Origin of the sequence: Pantoea cypripedii (assembly GCF_011395035.1) — a bacterium.
Lineage (GTDB): Bacteria > Pseudomonadota > Gammaproteobacteria > Enterobacterales > Enterobacteriaceae > Pantoea > Pantoea cypripedii_A.
The window spans coordinates 478,160-497,844 of record NZ_CP024770.1 but is presented as its reverse complement, the minus strand read 5'-3'; the positions used below and the strand labels follow the sequence as shown (position 1 = coordinate 497,844).

General features: G+C 56.6%; 18 protein-coding genes. 14 read left to right on the top strand and 4 right to left on the bottom strand.

The genetic code is table 11. The features are described from left to right. Positions 1-8: 8 nt before the first annotated feature. On the bottom strand, positions 9-788 hold the full coding sequence (locus CUN67_RS25580) for a LamB/YcsF family protein (protein WP_208718280.1): 780 nt from the start codon (positions 786-788) through the stop codon (positions 9-11). A gap of 146 nt (positions 789-934) precedes the next feature. On the opposite strand from CUN67_RS25580, the gene pxpB reads away from it, so the two are divergent. From pxpB to CUN67_RS25565, 3 genes are read left to right on the top strand one after another with little or no spacing between them, the layout of a single operon-like run. Further along, on the top strand, positions 935-1,666 hold the full coding sequence (gene pxpB / locus CUN67_RS25575) for a 5-oxoprolinase subunit PxpB (RefSeq protein ID WP_254711483.1): 732 nt from the start codon (positions 935-937) through the stop codon (positions 1,664-1,666). Beyond that, positions 1,663-2,610 (top strand): biotin-dependent carboxyltransferase family protein, encoded by a 948-nt coding sequence (locus CUN67_RS25570; protein WP_208718279.1) that lies wholly within the window; start codon positions 1,663-1,665, stop codon positions 2,608-2,610. Before pxpB ends, CUN67_RS25570 begins: the two co-directional genes overlap by 4 nt. Positions 2,611-2,641: 31 nt before the next feature. Beyond that, positions 2,642-3,568 (top strand): dihydrodipicolinate synthase family protein, encoded by a 927-nt coding sequence (locus CUN67_RS25565; RefSeq protein WP_208719485.1) that lies wholly within the window; start codon positions 2,642-2,644, stop codon positions 3,566-3,568. A 107-nt stretch (positions 3,569-3,675) separates the two neighbouring features. On the opposite strand, the gene CUN67_RS25560 is transcribed toward CUN67_RS25565, so the two are convergent. After that, complete coding sequence (locus tag CUN67_RS25560; protein WP_208718278.1) at positions 3,676-4,011, bottom strand: helix-turn-helix domain-containing protein; 336 nt, start codon at positions 4,009-4,011, stop codon at positions 3,676-3,678. After that, positions 4,008-4,328: a type II toxin-antitoxin system RelE/ParE family toxin gene (locus tag CUN67_RS25555; protein ID WP_208718277.1), complete on the bottom strand. Its 321-nt coding sequence runs from the start codon at positions 4,326-4,328 to the stop codon at positions 4,008-4,010. The genes CUN67_RS25560 and CUN67_RS25555 overlap by 4 nt, the downstream gene beginning before the upstream one ends. Before the next feature lie 196 nt (positions 4,329-4,524). Here CUN67_RS25555 and CUN67_RS25550 point away from each other — a divergent pair, with 196 nt between their 5' ends. After that, positions 4,525-5,250 carry an HNH endonuclease gene (locus tag CUN67_RS25550; RefSeq protein ID WP_254711482.1) on the top strand — a complete coding sequence of 242 codons (726 nt, stop codon included), beginning with the start codon at positions 4,525-4,527 and terminating at the stop codon, positions 5,248-5,250. A gap of 27 nt (positions 5,251-5,277) precedes the next feature. On the opposite strand, the gene nifJ is transcribed toward CUN67_RS25550, so the two are convergent. Further along, the gene (gene nifJ, locus CUN67_RS25545) at positions 5,278-8,796 is read right to left on the bottom strand and encodes a pyruvate:ferredoxin (flavodoxin) oxidoreductase (RefSeq protein WP_208718275.1); all 3,519 of its coding nucleotides are present in this window, start codon (positions 8,794-8,796) and stop codon (positions 5,278-5,280) included. A gap of 354 nt (positions 8,797-9,150) precedes the next feature. On the opposite strand from nifJ, the gene nifH reads away from it, so the two are divergent. The 10 genes from nifH to nifS all read left to right on the top strand — a co-directional run bounded on the left by nifH (position 9,151) and on the right by nifS (position 19,684). Beyond that, positions 9,151-10,032 carry a nitrogenase iron protein gene (gene nifH, locus CUN67_RS25540; RefSeq protein ID WP_208718274.1) on the top strand — a complete coding sequence of 294 codons (882 nt, stop codon included), beginning with the start codon at positions 9,151-9,153 and terminating at the stop codon, positions 10,030-10,032. A 13-nt stretch (positions 10,033-10,045) separates the two neighbouring features. Beyond that, positions 10,046-11,494 carry a nitrogenase molybdenum-iron protein alpha chain gene (nifD, locus tag CUN67_RS25535; RefSeq protein WP_208718273.1) on the top strand — a complete coding sequence of 483 codons (1,449 nt, stop codon included), beginning with the start codon at positions 10,046-10,048 and terminating at the stop codon, positions 11,492-11,494. A 55-nt stretch (positions 11,495-11,549) separates the two neighbouring features. Next, positions 11,550-13,112 (top strand): nitrogenase molybdenum-iron protein subunit beta, encoded by a 1,563-nt coding sequence (gene nifK / locus CUN67_RS25530; protein WP_208718272.1) that lies wholly within the window; start codon positions 11,550-11,552, stop codon positions 13,110-13,112. A gap of 42 nt (positions 13,113-13,154) precedes the next feature. Next, positions 13,155-13,373 carry a putative nitrogen fixation protein NifT gene (gene nifT, locus CUN67_RS25525; protein WP_208719483.1) on the top strand — a complete coding sequence of 73 codons (219 nt, stop codon included), beginning with the start codon at positions 13,155-13,157 and terminating at the stop codon, positions 13,371-13,373. Positions 13,374-13,383: 10 nt separating this feature from the next. Further along, complete coding sequence (locus CUN67_RS25520) at positions 13,384-14,046, top strand: NifB/NifX family molybdenum-iron cluster-binding protein (protein ID WP_208718271.1); 663 nt, start codon at positions 13,384-13,386, stop codon at positions 14,044-14,046. Positions 14,047-14,208: 162 nt separating this feature from the next. Then, complete coding sequence (gene nifE, locus CUN67_RS25515; RefSeq protein WP_208718270.1) at positions 14,209-15,582, top strand: nitrogenase iron-molybdenum cofactor biosynthesis protein NifE; 1,374 nt, start codon at positions 14,209-14,211, stop codon at positions 15,580-15,582. 15 nt (positions 15,583-15,597) lie between these two features. Then, positions 15,598-16,971 (top strand): nitrogenase iron-molybdenum cofactor biosynthesis protein NifN, encoded by a 1,374-nt coding sequence (gene nifN / locus CUN67_RS25510; RefSeq protein WP_208718269.1) that lies wholly within the window; start codon positions 15,598-15,600, stop codon positions 16,969-16,971. Then, on the top strand, positions 16,958-17,422 hold the full coding sequence (locus CUN67_RS25505) for a NifB/NifX family molybdenum-iron cluster-binding protein (protein ID WP_208718268.1): 465 nt from the start codon (positions 16,958-16,960) through the stop codon (positions 17,420-17,422). The genes nifN and CUN67_RS25505 overlap by 14 nt, the downstream gene beginning before the upstream one ends. A gap of 204 nt (positions 17,423-17,626) precedes the next feature. Further along, complete coding sequence (gene nifU / locus CUN67_RS25500; protein WP_208718267.1) at positions 17,627-18,451, top strand: Fe-S cluster assembly protein NifU; 825 nt, start codon at positions 17,627-17,629, stop codon at positions 18,449-18,451. Between the two features lie 30 nt (positions 18,452-18,481). Next, the gene (nifS, locus tag CUN67_RS25495; RefSeq protein ID WP_208718266.1) at positions 18,482-19,684 is read left to right on the top strand and encodes a cysteine desulfurase NifS; all 1,203 of its coding nucleotides are present in this window, start codon (positions 18,482-18,484) and stop codon (positions 19,682-19,684) included. Position 19,685: the final 1 nt, after the last annotated feature.

The following is a 19,685-nucleotide window of genomic DNA, read 5'->3' as shown; positions in this document are numbered from 1 at the left end:
GCGGTGCTTCAGCCTTTAGCCGCCAGCACCTGCGCCATCGGGGCAAACTGGATGCCCCGTCCTTCCAGCAGGCTGCGAACGGCGCGGGCCATCTCTACCGCGCCGGGTGAGTCGCCGTGTACGCAGAGCGAGTCGATCTCAACCGGAATGTTGCTGCCGTTTATCGTGGTGATGGCGGATTGATCAATCATGCGCAGGATGCGCTCGCTGGCGAGCTGTGGATCGTGCAGCACCGCGCCGGGCAGCTGGCGGGAAAGCAGATTGCCGTTTTCAGCGTAAGCACGATCGACATAAATTTCTCTTATGACCCTGAGCCCCTGCTGCACGGCGGCCGCCTCGGTGCACATCCCCGGCATCACCACCATAATCAGATCCTTATCCACCTGATAAATGGCTTCTGCCACCGCCATCGCCCATTCACTGTTCTCCGCCGCCATGTTGCCAAATGCCCCATGGGTTTTGACATGTTGCAGGGAAAAGCCCTGACTTTCCGCCAGCGCCTTCAGCGCACCGATCTGGTAAGTAACCATGTTGCGGATCTGCTGTGGCGTGTAGCCGTAGATCGGTCTGCGGCCAAAACCGGCCAGATCGAGGAAGCCGGGATGGGCACCCACTGCGACGTTTTGCTGTCGGGCATTTTGTAACGTTGAGAACATCACATCCGGGTCACCGGCGTGAAATCCGCAGGCGATATTGGCGGAGGTCACGATCGACAGCATCTCTTCATCGGCTCCCATCTTCCAGACGCCGAAGCTCTCTCCCATGTCACAGTTCAGGTCAATCAACATTCAAACTTCACTCCAGGCTACTGATTATTCGTCTGTTTATTCAGGCAATAAGTATTTAATCTGACAGCGTTTATTGACAACATTTTTATGGTATGCCAAAAGTATTCCATGATGCAAATAACGAAAATGTATGTCAGGAAGCGAACGTGAATGATGCCGGCATGCCGCTGAGCTGGGCGATTCAGACCATCGCCGATCAGGCGGTGAATATCGATTTTGGTGAAGTTATTGACGCGCAGGTGAATCAGCGCGTGACGTCGTTAGCGGCAGCCATCAGGCAACAAAACATAGCGGGCGTCACGGGTTGTATTCCGACCTACCGCTCACTGACGGTGACTTATGACTCGGTCGTTATCCGGCAGAGGGAACTGATCCAGGCGTTAGAGTTGCTGCTCAACACCGACATGCTGCACACGCCACCTCGCAAGTGCTGGCTGATACCCGCTTGTTACGGCGGTGACTACGGCATCGATCTGGCCAGCTCGGCAACTTGCCTGGGCCTGACACCCGCCGAACTGATTGAGATTCACAGCGCTCAGCCCTATCGCATCTATATGATTGGTTTTATGCCGGGTTTCGCTTATCTGGGTGGACTCGATCCGCGTTTACATCTCGCGCGACGCACATCACCGCGCCAGGAAGTGCCCGGCGGCAGCATCAGTATCGGTGGGGTTCAGTCGGCTATCGGTTCCGTCGCCGCGCCCAGCGGCTGGCATTTGCTGGCACGCACGCCGGTGAAAAGTTTCGATCCGCAGCGCGAACAGCCTTTTTTATTTAACGCGGGCGAGGAAGTGCGTTTTGTTCCCGTCAGCGAACATGATTACCAGACGCTACTCGCCGATCGGCATTACCAGCCTGAATGGAGTCTGCTGCCATGAAATATTTCGAGGTGCTGTCGCCAGGCGTCATGTCAACCTTGCAGGATATGGGGCGCATCGGTTACGAGGATCGTGGCGTGCCGCCTTCGGGGGTCATGGATGAACTAAGCTTTGCCCTCGCCAATGCGCTGGTGGGCAACCCCGCCAACACCGGCGCCATCGAATTCACCCTGACCGGGCCGAGGCTGAAGCTGTGCGGCGATGAACCCTGCCTCTTCGCCATTACCGGCGATGCGGTGGCAACGTTGAACGATATGCCCTGCACGATTTATCAGTCCCTGCAAATGCTGCCCGGAGACGTTCTTGCCATACAGCGCCTGCGCTCCGGCGCGCGCGGTTATCTTGCCGTCGCCGGTGGCTTTGCGGTGCAGCCACAATTGGGCAGTGTCTCAACGCTGATCAGGGCCAGGCTGGGAGGTTTTGACGGACGCCCGGTACAGAAAAATGACCGGTTACCGCTGGCCTCACCGATACGGCAGTTACGTCCTGGCCTCCGCAGCGACCGTATTTTTCCACAGATGGAAAAACGCCCGGTGCGGGTGATATGGGGACCGCAGGACAGTTATTTTGATGATGCGGCGCGCGACCGTTTTCAGTCCCAGACCTATACGTTATCCCCCCAGTGCGACCGTATGGGGTATCGCCTGCATGGCGAGCCACTCAGCCACACCCGGGGTTTCAATATTATTTCCGATGCCATTGCTCATGGCAGCATTCAGATCCCTGGCGACGGCTTGCCGATCGTGGCAATGAACGATCGGCAGACCACCGGCGGATACCCGAAAATCGCTACCGTGATTCGTGCCGACCTGGCGCGCCTGGGCCAGTTGAAGCCGGGCGATGCTGTACGCTTCGAAGCGGTATCGGTTGAGAAAGCGGAAGAGATCTGGCGGGGTCGCCAGGCGATTTTAAACGAAACGCGGGCCGCGCTGGATCAGCAGTGATTGCCTGTCGCTGAGAAACAAGGAAACCATGATGTCTCTGATTACTAACCAGACGAAAGGCGTTTATGTTATTGCGGTCACGCCGTTTTTACCGGATGGCGCCATCGATCGCAGCAGCATCGACAGCGTCACCGACTTTTACTTTGATCAGGGTGCGGATGGCCTGACGATCCTCGGCATGATGGGTGAAGCACCTAAGCTGACGCTGGAAGAATCCGTGGCAATTACCCGCCAGACGCTGAAACGGGCAGCGGGTAAACCGGTGATTGTTGGCGTGTCCGCGCCGGGTCTGGCGGCGATCGGTGAGCTATCGAACCGGGTAATGGAGGCCGGAGCTGCCGGGGTGATGGTCGCGCCCCCTGCTGCGTTGCGCACCGACGAACAGATCATCAACTACTACCGCAACGTCATCGAGACGCTGGGGCCGGACGTGCCCGTGGTACTACAGGATTTCCCGCTTGCCACCGGCGTACAGATCTCGTCAGCGGTGCTTATCAGGCTGTTCGCTGCACATCCGAGCATCGTGATGCTGAAACATGAGGACTGGCCTGGCCTGCAAAAGATCAGCGATATTCGTCAGTCGGAAGCAGACGGCAGCCGTCGCGTCTCTATCCTGTGCGGCAACGCAGGGATGTTTTTACCGGAAGAGATGGCGCGCGGTGCCGACGGTGCCATGACCGGTTTCGGCTATCCGGAAATGATGGTTGAGGTGACACGGCTGGTCAGTAACCGCCAGCGCAATTTAGCGCAGGATATTTTTGATGTGTATCTGCCGCTGATGCGCTATGAGCAACAGCCTGGTCTGGGGCTGGCGATCAGAAAACACATTCTGGCGCGCCGTGGTGCCATTGCCCACGCCTCACAGCGCCGTCCCGGTAGTGTGCTCAGCAGTGCAGCGATTCACGAGGTTGAATACCTTATCGCCCGCCAGGAAGCGAAGCTGGCACAACTGCGTTAGTACAACCTCGCAGAGCCTGGCGAGAAGCTGTGCCAGGTTCCTCGCCGGAGAAATCTTTTGGCCCAACAAAAACCCCCACATCTGCGGGGGTGAGTACATGCAAATCTTCACTCAACAATCATACGAACAGTTTTACCAGTGTGTTGCACCATGCCAACCAAGGCATCAATCGTAAATTTGTCTGTTTTTTGATTCACAGCATCAGAAAGTCGAGGGCGAGAAACATGCAGTAATTTAGCCGCTTCGACTTGTTTGTGTCCGCTGGCTTTCATCCAGTTTTTAATGGCTACCATGAGTTGCTTTTTTAATTCAATTGCCTGTGCAATCTCGCGATCAGTTTCCGCCAGCAGTGCGGCTGCTTCATCCGGTTCAAATCCCAGATCAGCAAAGATATTGTCTTCAGGACGAGTAATATATGTAGTGATTTTATCTGTATCTTTCATGGTTTTTTACTCCGTTCATCAACTAACGCTTTATAGCGATCCTTAATGAGGTTCACATCCTTTTGTGCAGTTTTTTGTGACTTTTTCTGGAAGCTATGAAGGACATAAATAGCCTCCTCAAAACAGGCAACATACACAACACGGAAAGCTCCATCCTCCGTTTTGATACGTATTTCAGCTACACCCGCCCCCCAATCAGTGATGGGTTTCCAGTCTGAAGGTTCTTCATTAAACTGGATTTTGCGTAAGGCTTTGCCAGCCTCCTTCCTCGCATCTTCAGGAAAATCAATCAAGTCATCACGAGAACGACCCGCCATTCAATTCTTTTTGCCTGCCTGGTATCCATACCGTCTCCAGTTATTATCCGTATAAAATTTTATACATTCGCGATGGGGAAATCAACGCTCACTCAACACACAGAATGCGCCGTCGATAGCAAAATCCGTACTCATTTAACCCTCAACCTCATCCCACGCGTGCCGATATCTCTAAAAACCCCAATCGGAGATGTTGATGGACCTGCCACCGATTAGAAAAGGCAAGCGCATCTATGACCTGCTCAAAGAGGCAGGTATGCAGCTGCATGACTGGCCTCATGCGAATGACCCGAGCCGTAATCAGCGCTGGGCGTGGCTGGAGGGTGATATCGCGGTGGTGAATGTCTGGGTGCACAAACTTGTCGCCCCCACCGTGCCAGGAGAACCCTATACCACGCAATACACCGCACGCGGGCAGCAGGCCAAAGGCGAGCAGGTTGATGGTATTTATCAGGAGATCATTGGTCGCAATCTTCCGGTGCGTGTGATTCTCAAAGTTAAAAATACCTACAAACGGGCACTGGATACGGAAGTATGGAGTGCCACCTATGATGAGCACACCGGCACGCTTTCCCTGGTGCGGGGTGGTGATGACCAATTTGCTGACCAGCATGGCGAGGTCAGCTTCCCTTCCGGCACGCATGAATCCAGTGCCGCGAAACGTAACCGGACCTTACGGCTGCTCGCGTTAAAAAGAAGTGGCGGAAAATGTGAGTATTGCGGTCAGCCCGGCTTTCGGACCCAGCAGGGGGCGATTTTCGCCGAGGTACATCACATCGTCCCACTGAGTGAAGGCGGCGCAGATGAGGCGTATAACCTGATCGTGTTGTGCCCAAATGATCACCGCAAAGCGCACTACGGCCAGAACATTAAACAATTACGCAGCGAGTTTATGGGGATTCGCCGTCACTCGTCCCCCTGACCCTCAAGGGGACGGTGCTGTCAGCACTTAACTATCCAGCTCACCCGCCATGCGCCGATACTGTTCAAAACGCTGCTTCGCATCCAGTTCCGTCTGCTGCAGTAACTGATCCGCGGTTTCCGGGGCAGTACGGACTAACGAGGCATAACGTACCTCGCCCATCAGAAAATCACGGAAACTTTCTTCGGGTTCTTCCGAATCGAGGATAAACGGATTTTTGCCACGCTGGACCAGCTGAGGATTGTAGCGCCACAAGTGCCAGTATCCCGCCTCGACAGCGCGCTTCGCCTCTCGCTGGCTGCACCCCATCCCGGCTTTTAACCCGTGATTGATGCAGGCGGCGTAAGCAATCACCAGCGACGGACCCGGCCAGGCCTCCGCCTCGGCGATTGCGCGCAAGGTCTGCGCTTTATCCGCGCCCATCGCAATCTGAGCCACATAAACATTGCCGTAACTCACCGCCATCATGCCGAGATCTTTTTTACGGGTGCGTTTCCCTTCTGCGGCAAATTTTGCAATCGCCGCGGCAGGGGTGGATTTCGAAGACTGCCCACCGGTATTGGAATACACCTCGGTATCGTAGACCAGCACATTAACGTCCTCGCCCGATGCCAGCACATGGTCCAGGCCGCCAAAGCCAATATCGTAAGCCCAGCCATCACCGCCGAAAATCCACTGAGATCGTTTGGCGAAATAGTCCTGATTTTGATAGAGGCGGTTCAGCAGCGCATCATCACCCTTTTCTGCTGCCAGCAGCCCACTGAGTTTCTCTCCCCGTTCGCGTGTGCCCTCGCCCCGGTCTTTCAGTTCCAGCCACTGATGCAGAGCCTGATGCAGTTCGCCACTCAATGGCAGATGCAGCGCCTCGCTGGCACACTGGGCCAGTTGCTCACGGATCGCCCGGCCTCCCAGCATCATACCCAGACCAAACTCGGCGTTATCCTCGAACAGCGAATTTGCCCAGGCGGGACCCTGCCCTTTATGGTTGGTGGTCCAGGGGATGGAGGGCGCGCTGGCTCCCCAGATAGAGGAACAGCCGGTGGCATTGGCGATCATCATCCGGTCACCAAACAGCTGTGTCACCAGCCGGGCATAGGGCGTTTCACCGCAACCGGCGCAGGCACCCGAGAACTCCAGCAGCGGGGTTTCAAACTGGCTGCCTTTCACCGAGGTTTTGCCGAAGGGATTGGTTTTTGGCGACAGTCCCATCGCATAATCCCAGACCGTGCTCATATGACGCTGCGTTTCCAGCGGCTGCATGCTGAGCGCCTTGCCTTTGGCCGGGCAGATATCAACGCAGTTACCACAACCGGAACAATCCAGCGGGGAGATCGCCAGATGATACTCATAATCCGTCGCCCCCTGGGCTGTCTTGCTTAACAGCTCCGGCACCGCAAAATAACGTTCTTCATGGGTCAGCAGCGCCGGACGAACGGCCGCGTGGGGGCAGATAAACGCGCATTGATTACATTGGGTGCAGCCTTCAGGATTCCACACCGGCACCTCCAGCGCGATCCCCCGTTTTTCCCAGGCCGATGTGCCGGTGGGAAACGTACCGTCTTCCATCCCGGCGAAGGCGCTTACCGGCAGTTTGTCGCCACACTGGCGATTCATCGGGGCAAGGACGTCACTGATAAAATCGGGCATCATCATCGGCGTGGCGGGCGCATCCAGCTGTGTGGCCCAGCGCTCCGGCACCATCACCTCCTGAATCGCCTCCATCCCCAAATCAATGGCGGCATTATTCATATCGATAACGTTTTGCCCTTTGCTGCCATAGGATTTTTCCACCGCCTGCTTTAAATAGGCCGCTGCGGTTGCGGGCGCAATAATGCCGGTGAGTTTAAAGAAAGCCGCCTGCATCAGCATATTGAAACGTCCGCCCAGTCCCAGCCGACGCGCAATCTCCACCGCGTTAAGGGTGTAAAAACGAATGCTATTACGGGCGATGTAACGTTTGATATTTGCGGGCAACTTCTCTTCCAGCTCCTCGCCAAACCAGGTGCAGTTAAGCAGAAAGGTTCCGCCCGGGTTTAACCCCTCCAGCAAGTCGTATTTATCGACATAGGATTGCTGCGAGCAGGATATAAAATCGGCCCGGTGGATCAAATACGGGGCATTGATGGGACGCTGACCAAAACGCAGGTGAGAAACGGTAATCCCGCCGGATTTTTTCGAGTCATAGGCGAAATAGGCCTGGGCATACATCGGCGTTTTATCACCGATGATTTTGATCGCACTTTTGTTGGCACCCACCGTGCCATCCGAACCCAATCCCCAGAATTTACAGGCGGTGATCCCCTCGGTGGAAACCTGTACCTCATTGACCGGCAACGGCAGCGAAGTATGGGTGACGTCATCAAAAATCCCCACGGTAAAACCATCCTGCGGCGTCGGTTTTTTCAGGTTCTCAAATACGGAAAGGATATGGTCCGGCAGCACGTCCTTGCCGCCGAGGGCATAGCGTCCGCCAACAATCAATGGCGCATGGTCGCGCTGATAAAAGGCGTTTTTCACATCCAGGCACAACGGTTCGGCCTGCGCGCCGGGTTCTTTGGTGCGATCCAGTACGGCGATGCGTTTTACACTGGCGGGAATGCGGGCAAAAAAGTGCGTTAAAGAAAAGGGGCGGAACAAATGGACCATCAGCACCCCCACCTTTTCGCCACTGTCGAGCAGCGCATCCACCACATCCTGGATGGTGTCGCATACCGATCCCATGGCGATAATGATCTGTTCGGCATCATCGGCACCATAATAATCAAACAGATGGTATTCACGACCGGTGATGGCGGTGATCTCAGCCATGGTGTTTTCCACGATGTCCGGCAACGCCGCATAGAAACCGTTGGCGGCTTCGCGTTCCTGAAAATAAATATCCGGGTTCTGCGCGGTGCCGCGAATCACCGGGTGATCCGGGTTGAGGGCATTACGGCGGAAACGGTCCAGCGCGTCCCTGTCCAGCAGCGGAGCCAGTTCATCGTAATCCAGCACTTCGATTTTCTGGATTTCATGTGAGGTACGAAAACCGTCAAAAAAGTTGATAAACGGCACCCGCCCTTTAATGGCGGCAAGATGCGCCACCGCCGACAAATCCATCACCTGCTGCACATTGCTTTCGGCCAGCATCGCACAGCCGGTCTGACGTACCGCCATTACGTCCTGATGATCGCCAAAGATATTGAGCGAATTGGTCGCCAGCGCCCTGGCGCTGACATGAAACACCCCAGGCAACAGCTCCCCGGCGATTTTGTAGAGATTCGGGATCATCAGCAGCAGGCCCTGCGAGGCGGTGTAGGTGGTGGTGAGTGCCCCCGCCTGGAGCGCACCGTGTACCGCCCCGGCGGCACCCGCTTCCGATTGCATCTCCATCACCCGCACCGGTTGACCAAACAGGTTCTTCTTCCCGGCAGCGGCCCACTCATCAACATTTTCTGCCATCGGCGTGGAAGGGGTGATGGGGTAAATCGCCGCCACATCGGTAAAGGCATAGGAGATCCAGGCCGCCGCCGCGTTGCCATCCATCGTTCTCATTGTTCCGGACATGTCTGTTTCCTCAAAAACCGTCGTGACCTTGCCCGAAGCACAGCCTGTGCCAGTTTGCCTGTTCTGAATAAAAACAATGAGATGGCAGAACAGCCTGCCGTATGGCGCCGGATGCATTGCGCGGAACAGCACAGCCAACCCGACAACCTGTTGAACAGCTGACAAAGTGATCGGCACGCCGGAATTGTCCTGTTTGCAACAATTGGTCTGGCGATTGTTTCCTGTTTGTTTTGCCGTGAGGCGGGCGAAAAACCATAAAGACATGTTTATCAAAAAGTTATCTGTTGTGGCATGGCTGGTATGTTCCCTGCACTGTTCCCTGAGCAAACACACCAAACCAACAGGAGACATACAATGACCATGCGTCAATGTGCCATCTACGGCAAAGGTGGTATCGGCAAATCCACCACGACACAAAACCTGGTCGCCGCACTGGCGGAGATGGGTAAGAAAGTAATGATTGTTGGCTGCGATCCCAAAGCGGACTCCACCCGTTTGATCCTGCACGCCAAAGCGCAGAACACCATTATGGAGATGGCGGCGGAAGTGGGTTCCGTGGAAGACCTGGAGCTGGAAGATGTGCTGCAAATCGGTTACGGCAACGTGCGCTGTGCTGAGTCCGGCGGCCCGGAGCCAGGCGTTGGCTGTGCAGGACGCGGCGTGATCACCGCCATCAACTTCCTCGAAGAAGAAGGTGCCTACGTACCCGATCTCGATTTTGTCTTCTATGACGTGTTGGGTGACGTGGTTTGCGGTGGCTTTGCCATGCCCATCCGTGAAAACAAAGCTCAGGAGATCTACATCGTCTGTTCCGGGGAAATGATGGCGATGTACGCCGCCAATAACATCTCCAAAGGGATCGTGAAATATGCCAAATCCGGCAAGGTCCGCCTCGGCGGACTGATTTGTAACTCACGCCAGACCGACCGGGAAGATGAACTGATCATCGCGCTGGCGGAAAAGCTCGGCACCCAGATGATCCATTTCGTCCCGCGCGACAATATCGTCCAGCGCGCTGAAATCCGCCGTATGACGGTGATCGAGTACGACCCCAGCTGCAACCAGGCCAATGAATACCGCACCCTGGCAAGCAAAATCGTCAACAACACCATGATGGTGGTGCCGACGCCCTGCACCATGGATGAGCTGGAAGAACTGCTGATGGAGTTCGGCATTATGGATGCGGAAGACACCAGCATCATTGGTAAAACCGCCGCAGAAGAAAACGCCAACTGATCAGGAGTCGTCCATGAGTAACGAAACAGCGGAGCGTAATCTGGCGATCATCCAGGAAGTGCTGGAGATCTACCCGGAGAAAACGCGCAAAGAACGCCGTAAACACATGATGGTGACCGACCCGGAAATGGAGAGCGTCGGTAAATGCATCATCTCCAACCGCAAATCGCAGCCAGGTGTGATGACGGTGCGCGGTTGCGCCTATGCAGGATCGAAAGGGGTGGTATTTGGGCCGATCAAAGATATGGCCCACATCTCACACGGCCCGGTCGGTTGCGGCCAGTATTCGCGTGCCGGACGCCGTAACTACTTCACCGGGGTCAGCGGTGTCGATAGCTTTGTCACCCTCAACTTCACCTCGGATTTTCAGGAGCGTGACATCGTGTTTGGCGGTGACAAAAAGCTCACCAAACTGATTGAAGAGATGGAGGAACTGTTCCCGCTCACCAAAGGGATCAGCATTCAGTCGGAATGCCCGGTCGGGTTGATTGGTGACGATATTTCTGCCGTCGCCAAAGCCAGCGAAAAGGTCATCAACAAGCCGGTGGTCCCGGTACGCTGTGAAGGTTTTCGCGGCGTGTCGCAATCCCTCGGTCATCATATCGCCAATGACGTGATCCGCGACTGGATCCTCGATAACCGCGAAGGCCAGCCCTTTGCCACCACCCCTTATGATGTGGCGATTATCGGTGACTACAACATTGGTGGCGATGCCTGGGCTTCACGCATTCTGCTGGAAGAGATGGGGCTGCGGGTGGTGGCGCAGTGGTCAGGCGATGGCACCCTGGTTGAAATGGAAAACACCCCGTTCGTAAAACTCAACCTGGTGCATTGCTATCGCTCGATGAACTACATCTCGCGCCATATGGAAGAGAAGCACGGTATCCCGTGGATGGAATACAACTTCTTCGGACCGACCAAAGTGGCGGAGTCGCTGCGCAAAATTGCCGACCAGTTTGACGACACCATCCGGGCCAATGTCGAAGCGGTGATCGCCCGCTATCAGGCGCAGAACGATGCCATCATCGCAAAATATCGCCCACGCCTGGAGGGCCGCAAAGTGCTGCTGTATATGGGCGGGCTGCGGCCACGTCATCTGATTGGGGCGTATGAAGATCTCGGTATGGAGATCATCGCCGCGGGTTACGAGTTCGGTCATAACGACGATTACGATCGTACCCTGCCGGACCTGAAAGAAGGCACCCTGCTGTTCGATGATGCCAGCAGTTACGAGCTGGAAGCCTTTGTGAAAGCGCTGAAACCGGACCTGATCGGCTCCGGCATCAAAGAAAAGTACATTTTCCAGAAGATGGGCGTGCCATTCCGCCAGATGCACTCCTGGGACTACTCCGGCCCCTACCACGGCTATGACGGTTTCGCCATTTTCGCCCGTGATATGGATATGACTCTGAACAATCCCGCCTGGGGCCAGTTAACCGCGCCCTGGCTGAAGTCCGCCTGACATCTCTTTTACTATCCCGTCAGTTCACCGATTTGTGGCGCGGGAGGAGAATACCATGAGCCAGACTGTTGATAAGATTCACAATTGTCATCCATTGTTTGAACAGGATGAGTACCAGACGCTGTTCACCAGCAAACGATCGCAGGAAGAAGCCTGGGACCCGGCGCGCGTGCAGGAAGTCTTCCAGTGGACCACCACCGCCGAATATGAAGCGCTGAATTTTAAACGCGAAGCGCTGACCATTGACCCGGCCAAAGCCTGCCAGCCGCTGGGGGCGGTGCTCTGCTCGCTGGGCTTCGCCAACACCCTGCCCTATGTACACGGTTCGCAGGGGTGCGTGGCCTATTTCCGCACCTACTTTAACCGTCATTTCAAAGAGCCGGTGGCCTGCGTCTCTGACTCGATGACCGAGGACGCGGCGGTATTTGGCGGCAATAACAATATGAATACCGGGCTGCAAAACGCCAGCACCCTGTACCAACCGGAGATCATCGCAGTTTCCACCACCTGCATGGCTGAAGTCATCGGCGATGATTTACAGGCGTTTATCGCCAACGCCAAAAAAGACGGTTTTGTTGATGCCAGCCTGCCGGTGCCGTTTGCCCATACGCCAAGTTTTATCGGCAGCCATGTCACCGGCTGGGACAATATGTTTGAAGGCTTTGCCAAAACCTTCACCGCGGATCGCGAAGCCCAGCCGGGCAGGCTCCCGCGCCTGAATCTGGTCACCGGATTTGAAACCTATCTGGGGAATTTCCGCGTGCTGAAACGCATGCTGGCGCAAATGGAGGTGCCTGCCAGCCTGCTTTCCGACCCTTCGGACGTGCTGGATACTCCGGCTGATGGCCATTACCGCATGTACGCTGGTGGCACCACGCAGCAGGAAATGCGCGATGCACCTGATGCCATCGACACCCTGCTGCTTCAGCCGTGGCAGCTGGTGAAAAGCAAAAAAGTGGTGCAGGAGATGTGGCACCAGCCCGCCACCGAGGTGCCGATCCCGCTGGGGCTGGCAGGCACCGACGAATTACTGATGACCATCAGCCAGCTGACCGGCAAAGCCATCCCCGATGTGCTGGCGCTGGAGCGTGGTCGTCTGGTGGATATGATGCTGGATTCCCACTCCTGGCTACACGGGAAAAAATTCGGCCTGTATGGCGACCCGGATTTTGTCATGGGACTGACGCGCTTCCTGCTGGAACTGGGTTGCGAACCCACCGTTATCCTGAGCCATAACGGCAATAAACGCTGGCAGAAGGCCATGAAGAAGATGCTGGAGGCGTCACCTTATGGCAAGGAGAGCGAAGTCTTTATCAACTGTGACCTGTGGCATTTCCGATCCCTGATGTTCACCCGCCAGCCGGACTTTATGATCGGTAACTCCTACGCCAAATTCATCCAGCGCGACACCCTGGCAAAAGGTGAACAGTTTGAAGTGCCGCTGATCCGCCTTGGCTTCCCACTGTTTGATCGCCATCACCTGCATCGCCAGACCACCTGGGGTTACGAAGGGGCGATGAGCATGCTCACCACCCTGGTGAATGCGGTGCTGGAAAAAATCGACAGCGACACCAGCAAATCCGGCAAAACCGATTACGGCTTTGACCTTATCCGTTAACCAACACCTGCCCCGCCAAACGCGGGGCTACAGGGGGACATGATGCCGATGGTTACCTTTCGTCGACGTGGGGCGGATTTGTATTGCTATATCGCCAAACAGGATCTGGAAGCCAAAGTGATCGAGGTCGAACACGACACCCCCGAACGCTGGGGTGGAGCCGTGTCTCTGGAAGGCGGGCGCTGCTATTACGTCAGCGAGCAACCGGGACGTCCGGACTTTCCGGTCAGCCTGCGCGCCAGTCGCGATGCACAGAATTAAGGGGATTGATATGTCTGACCACGATGTTCTTTTCTGGCGCATGCTGGCGTTGTTTCAGAGCCTGCCGGAACTCCAGCCCGCGCAAATCATGACCTGGCTGACTCGCGACCAGGATGAGGCGTTGACCCCAGCTCGGCTCTCGGCCTTCACGCAAAGCCAGCTGAAAGCCTTCTTTCCAGGTGATGAGGTGCTGATGTCGCCGGGGCGCTGGTCACGGGTCAAAGCCTGTCTGCGCGGGGAGTTGCCCCACCATCTGCGGGTGGCAACCTTTCCCCAGCGTCAGCCGCAGTTGCTGGCGGCTTTTGCTTCGCAGGATGGGTTGATGATCAATGGTCACTTTGGTCAGGGGCGGTTGTTCTTTATTTATGCCTTTGATGATGACGGGTACTGGCTGCACAGCTTACGGCGTTATCCTTCTGCGCCGCAGCAGGATGAACCGAACGAGGTGCGGGCGCAGTTGCTGCGCGACTGTCAGCTGTTATTTTGCGAAGCGATTGGTGGCCCTGCCGCCGCCCGGCTGATTCGCCACAATATCCATCCCATCAAGGTACCGGCAGGACTGACCATCACCTCCCAGTGTGACAACATCAAAAAGCTGTTTGCCGGGCAGTTGCCACCGTGGCTGGCAAAACGCCTCGACCGCGCTAATCCGCTGGAATCACGCGTTTTCTGATCCATTCTGACCCCATCAGACAAGGCTTGTCTTGTGGGGTCCCTTCCTGCGTTGTTAGTTTTGTCGTAAAGCCGACAACATTTTCTTCTTAAAAATCAATGGATATTTCCTGGTCCGGGATTTGCAACGGCTCAGTTAACCCAATCAGCCAATGAGGTACCTATGAAGGGGAATGAAATCCTGGCCCTGCTGGATGAGCCTGCCTGCGAGCATAACCATAAACAAAAATCCGGCTGTAGTGCGCCCAAACCCGGTGCGACTGCCGGTGGCTGCGCTTTTGATGGGGCGCAAATCACCCTGCTGCCAATTGCCGATGTGGCGCATCTGGTACACGGTCCGATTGGTTGCACGGGCAGCTCCTGGGATAACCGGGGCAGTTTCAGCTCGGGGGCGGTGATTAACCGGCTGGGGTTGACCACCGACTTAAGTGAACAGGATGTGATTATGGGCAACGGCGAGCGCCGCTTGTTTCATGCGGTTCGCCATATCGTCAATCGTTACCATCCCGCCGCCGTGTTCATCTACAACACCTGTGTTCCGGCAATGGAGGGCGATGATATTGAAGCGGTCTGCCGCGCCGCAGCCACCGCCACCGGCGTACCGGTCATCGCCATCGATGTCGCCGGATTTTATGGCAGCAAGAACCTCGGCAACCGCCTGGCGGGAGAAATGATGGTGAAACAGGTGATTGGCGGACGTGAGCCTGCGCCCTGGCCAGCGGACACCCCCTTTCCACCCGAACACCGCCACGATATCGGCCTGATTGGTGAATACAATATCGCCGGGGAATTCTGGCATATCCAGCCCCTGCTGGATGAGCTGGGCATCCGCGTGCTGGGCACCCTGTCCGGCGACGGGCGCTTTGCCGAGATCCAGACCTTGCACCGTGCCGAGGTCAATATGCTGGTGTGCTCCCGCGCGCTGATCAACGTGGCGCGCGCCCTCGAACAGCGCTACGGCACACCGTGGTTTGAAGGCAGTTTCTATGGCGTGCGCGCCACCTCAGACTCCCTGCGCCAGCTGGCCGCGCTGACCGGCGATCGCGACCTGATGCAGCGCACCGAAGCCCTGATTGCGCGCGAAGAACGGGTGGCTGACGAGGCACTCGCCCCCTACAGGGAACGGCTGCGCGGACGCAAGGCCCTGTTGTATACCGGCGGGGTGAAATCCTGGTCGGTGGTGTCGGCCTTGCAGGATCTTGGCATGACGGTGGTCGCCACCGGCACGCGCAAATCCACCGAGGAAGACAAACAACGTATCCGGGAACTGATGGGCGATGATGCCCTGATGCTGGATGAAGGCAACGCCCGCACCCTGCTTGATGTGGTCTATCGCTACCAGGCCGACATGATGATCGCCGGTGGGCGCAATATGTATACCGCTTACAAGGCCCGTCTGCCGTTTCTCGATATCAATCAGGAGCGTGAGCATGCTTACGCGGGTTACCACGGGATTGTCACGCTGGCACAGCAGTTATGTCAGACGCTGGAAAGCCCGATATGGTCACAAACCCACGCCCGCGCCCCCTGGCACTAAAGGAAGGAGCAGATTATGGCTGAAATCATTCGCCCCAAAAAACCGCTGGCTGTCAGCCCGGTGAAGAGTGGGCAACCGCTGGGGGCCATCCTTGCCAGCATGGGTTTTGAACACTGCATCCCGCTGGTTCATGGTGCGCAGGGCTGTAGCGCCTTCGCTAAGGTGTTTTTTATCCAGCATTTTCACGATCCGATCCCCCTGCAATCCACCGCGATGGATCCGATGTCCACCATCATGGGGGCCGACGACAATATCATTACCGCGCTGAACACCCTGTGTCAGCGCAATAACCCGAAAGCTATCGTGTTGCTGAGTACCGGGTTGTCTGAGGCCCAGGGCAGCGATATTACGCGCGTGGTGCGTCAGTTTCGCGAGGCGTCACCCCGTTATAAAAATGTGGCGTTGCTAACCGTGAACACCCCTGACTTTTATGGCTCGCTGGAGAATGGCTTCAGTGCGGTGCTGGAAAGCATGATTGAACAATGGATGCCGGAGAAGCCGTTGCCCGCCGGGCGTAACCGGCGCGTCAATCTGTTGCTCAGCCACCTGATCACCCCTGGCGATGTCGAGTTGCTGCGCAGCTATGTGGAGGCATTCGGTCTGCAACCGGTGATAGTGCCGGATCTGTCGTTATCGCTCGATGGGCATCTGGCAAGCGGTGATTTCTCACCGGTCACCCAGGGCGGCACGCCGCTGGCCCACATTGAACAGATGGGCCAGAGTTTATGTACTTTTGCGATCGGCGTGTCGCTGGGGCATGCCGCCACCCTGCTGGCCCAGCGCAGCCGGGGTGAGGTGATCCCGTTGCCGCACCTGATGACCCTGGCAACCTGCGACCAGTTTATTAATCAGCTGAAAGTGATCTCCGGCCGCAACGTGCCTGGCTGGATTGAACGCCAACGCGGCCAACTACAGGATGCGATGATCGATTGTCATATGTGGTTGCAGGGGGTAGCGGTAGCGATGGCGGCGGAAGGGGATTTGCTGGCCGCCTGGTGTGATTTTGCCGCCAGCCAGGGCATGGTGCCTGGCCCGCTTATCGCTCCGGTGAGCCAGCGTGGACTGAGCCATTTGCCGGTCGGCAAAGTGGTCATCGGCGATCTGGAAGATATGCAGGATCTGCTACACAACAGCCCGGCGGCGCTGCTGGTGGCCAATTCCCACGCGGCGAATCTGGCACAGCAGATGGATATCCCCCTGATTCGCGCCGGTTTCCCGATTTATGATCGCCTGGGCGAATTCCGCCGCGTGCGTCAGGGTTATATGGGTATGCGCGATACGTTGTTTGAGCTGGCGAATGTGATGAGTCAGCACCATCACACGCTTCCGGCCTGGCACTCCCCGTTGCGCCAGCAATTCAGCCCGGGAGATCAGCATGCATCATGTTAACCGGCAGTTCAGCACCATCTGCGTGGAGGAGTGGTCAATGAAAGTGGCGTTTGCCAGCTCGGATTGCCGCCACGTTGATCAGCACTTTGGTGCCACTCCGCGGCTGGTGGTGTACGGAGTGAAACAGGATGACGCCATGCTGCTGCGGGTGGCTGATTTTTCGGTGTTTGCCGGGCATCAGGAGGAGAAAATAACCTGTCGCATCAACGCGCTGGAGGACTGCGTCACCCTGTATTGCGTGGCGATTGGTGAGAAGGTGTTCAGCCAGTTATTAAAGATTGGCGTGCGTGCGGTGCGGGTACCTGCCAATACCCCGGTCAGCGCGCTGTTGCAGGAAATCCAACATTACTGGTATGACAAAGAACAACGCAAACAGCAGCGCCAGCGCAATCCGGATCGCTTCGCTCAGCTACTGGCAGAACAGGAATGGCAGGATAAAGACGAACGCTAGTCGTTTCTCTGACACAACTGTGACAAACCTCACACTCAACCGCGACACAGGGCGCGGTTTTTTATTACCACAACTCTCTATCCATCTGAAAATTCACACTTTCTACTTCTGGTACTGCTTTTGCTTGGTTTTGTTATCCCGCTGTTGATTGCTGCGGGGAGATGCGCCAAGGCGCTTTCCGTCTGAGTACTGGGAGCTGAGAGCATGTGGAATTATTCCGAGAAGGTGAAAGACCATTTTTTTAATCCCCGTAACGCCCGTGTGGTGGATGACGCTAACGCGGTGGGTGACGTGGGTTCGCTGAGCTGCGGCGATGCCTTGCGGCTGATGCTGCGGGTTGATCCGGAAAATGAAACCATCCTTGAGGCCGGATTTCAGACCTTCGGCTGTGGCAGCGCCATCGCCTCGTCTTCCGCCCTGACCGAGCTGATTATCGGACGCACGCTATCCGAAGCGGAACAGGTCACCAATCAGCAAATCGCCGATTATCTCGACGGCCTGCCCCCGCAGAAGATGCATTGTTCGGTGATGGGCCAGGAAGCACTGCATGCGGCCATCGCGAACTATCGCGGCCTGAGCCTCGACGATGACCACGAGGAAGGCGCGCTGATCTGTAAATGTTTCGGCGTGGATGAGGGACACATCCGCCGCGCGGTGCTCACCAACGGCCTGACCACGCTGGAAGACGTGATCAACTACACCAAAGCGGGCGGCGGCTGTACCTCCTGCCATGAAAAGATTGAGCTGGCCCTGGCCCACATTCTCGCTAACGCCCCACAGGTCGCCGCCCCGGCGAGCAGCGCAAAAGATCCCCACTGGCAGGAGGTGATGGAAACCATCACCGAACTGCGTCCCTACATTCAGGCCGACGGTGGCGATATGTCGCTGGTTGATGTCGCCAATCACACCGTCACCGTCAGCCTGGCGGGCAGTTGCAGTGGTTGCATGATGACCGATATGACGCTGGCCTGGTTGCAGCAAAAACTGATGGAACGTACCGGTTGTTATATGGAAGTGGTGGCGGCTTAAACCGTCGTGAATAACTGGAGGAACATGCCAATGAAACAGGTTTATCTGGATAACAATGCCACCACCCGTATTGACCCGATGGTACTTGAGGCGATGATGCCCTTCCTCACTGAGCATTACGGTAATCCATCCTCAATCCATGATTTTGGCACACCGTCGCGCGCCGCGTTAGAGCGCGCGCATCAGCAGGTGGCGGCCCTGCTGGGTGCGGAGCACGCCAGTGAAATTATTTTCACCTCCTGCGCCACCGAGGCCACCTCCACCGCGTTGCATAGCGCTATCGAAGCGCAGCCGGACAGACGGGAGATTATCACCACCGCCGTGGAACACCCCGCCACTCTTGAAGTGTGTGAGCATCTGGAGCGCCAGGGATACGTTATCCACCGGCTGGCCGTCGACAGTGATGGCGCGCTGGATATGGCGCAGTATCGCCAGGCGCTGAGTGACCGGGTGGCGCTGGTGAGTGTGATGTGGGCCAACAACGAAACCGGCGTGATGTTTCCGGTGGAGGAAATGGCCGGGCTGGCTCATGAATACGGCGCGCTGTTTCATTGCGATGCGGTTCAGGTCACGGGAAAAATCCCGCTATCCATCGGGCAGACCCGCATCGATATGCTCTCCTGTTCCGCCCATAAGCTGCATGGCCCGAAAGGTGTCGGTTGTCTTTATCTGCGGCGCGGCACGCGTTTTCGTCCGTTGCTGCGTGGCGGGCATCAGGAACGCGGTCGGCGGGCGGGCACGGAAAATATCGCCGGTATCGTCGGGATGGGGATGGCCTGCGAACTGGCGCAGGTGCATTTACCCGGTATGAGCAGCATTGCCCAGCTACGCGATCAGTTGCAGGAAGGCGTGCTGGCACAGATTCCCTCGGTGAAGGTGATGGGGGGCAATCAGCCTCGCGTTCCCGGCACCGTCAATATCGCGTTTGAGTTTATCGAAGGGGAAGCCATTTTGTTGCTGCTGAATCAGGCCGGGATTGCCGCCTCCAGTGGCAGCGCCTGCACATCGGGATCGCTGGAGCCATCTCATGTGATGCGGGCGATGGACATCCCCTACACGGCAGCGCACGGCAGCATCCGCTTCTCTCTGTCGCGCTATACGCGGGAAAAGGAGATCGAGTACGTCATCCAGACGCTGCCGTCGATTATTGCCCGCCTGCGCTTGCTGTCACCTTACTGGCAGGATGGTAAGCCGGTTCAGCAACAGGCTTCATTTATGCCGATCTACGGCTAAG

Excerpts from the sequence above, each read along its gene's own strand:
- nifN (WP_208718269.1), top strand. The coding sequence starts at position 15,598 with ATGGCTGAAATCATTCGCCCCAAAAAACCGCTGGCTGTCAGCCCGGTG.
- nifJ (WP_208718275.1), bottom strand. The coding sequence starts at position 8,796 with ATGTCCGGAACAATGAGAACGATGGATGGCAACGCGGCGGCGGCCTGG.
- nifH (WP_208718274.1), top strand. The coding sequence starts at position 9,151 with ATGACCATGCGTCAATGTGCCATCTACGGCAAAGGTGGTATCGGCAAA.
- CUN67_RS25580 (WP_208718280.1), bottom strand. The coding sequence starts at position 788 with ATGTTGATTGACCTGAACTGTGACATGGGAGAGAGCTTCGGCGTCTGG.
- nifU (WP_208718267.1), top strand. The coding sequence starts at position 17,627 with ATGTGGAATTATTCCGAGAAGGTGAAAGACCATTTTTTTAATCCCCGT.
- CUN67_RS25560 (WP_208718278.1), bottom strand. The coding sequence starts at position 4,011 with ATGAAAGATACAGATAAAATCACTACATATATTACTCGTCCTGAAGAC.
- nifE (WP_208718270.1), top strand. The coding sequence starts at position 14,209 with ATGAAGGGGAATGAAATCCTGGCCCTGCTGGATGAGCCTGCCTGCGAG.
- nifT (WP_208719483.1), top strand. The coding sequence starts at position 13,155 with ATGCCGATGGTTACCTTTCGTCGACGTGGGGCGGATTTGTATTGCTAT.
- CUN67_RS25520 (WP_208718271.1), top strand. The coding sequence starts at position 13,384 with ATGTCTGACCACGATGTTCTTTTCTGGCGCATGCTGGCGTTGTTTCAG.
- nifK (WP_208718272.1), top strand. The coding sequence starts at position 11,550 with ATGAGCCAGACTGTTGATAAGATTCACAATTGTCATCCATTGTTTGAA.
- CUN67_RS25505 (WP_208718268.1), top strand. The coding sequence starts at position 16,958 with ATGCATCATGTTAACCGGCAGTTCAGCACCATCTGCGTGGAGGAGTGG.
- CUN67_RS25550 (WP_254711482.1), top strand. The coding sequence starts at position 4,525 with ATGGACCTGCCACCGATTAGAAAAGGCAAGCGCATCTATGACCTGCTC.
- CUN67_RS25570 (WP_208718279.1), top strand. The coding sequence starts at position 1,663 with ATGAAATATTTCGAGGTGCTGTCGCCAGGCGTCATGTCAACCTTGCAG.
- nifD (WP_208718273.1), top strand. The coding sequence starts at position 10,046 with ATGAGTAACGAAACAGCGGAGCGTAATCTGGCGATCATCCAGGAAGTG.
- CUN67_RS25555 (WP_208718277.1), bottom strand. The coding sequence starts at position 4,328 with ATGGCGGGTCGTTCTCGTGATGACTTGATTGATTTTCCTGAAGATGCG.
- CUN67_RS25565 (WP_208719485.1), top strand. The coding sequence starts at position 2,642 with ATGTCTCTGATTACTAACCAGACGAAAGGCGTTTATGTTATTGCGGTC.
- nifS (WP_208718266.1), top strand. The coding sequence starts at position 18,482 with ATGAAACAGGTTTATCTGGATAACAATGCCACCACCCGTATTGACCCG.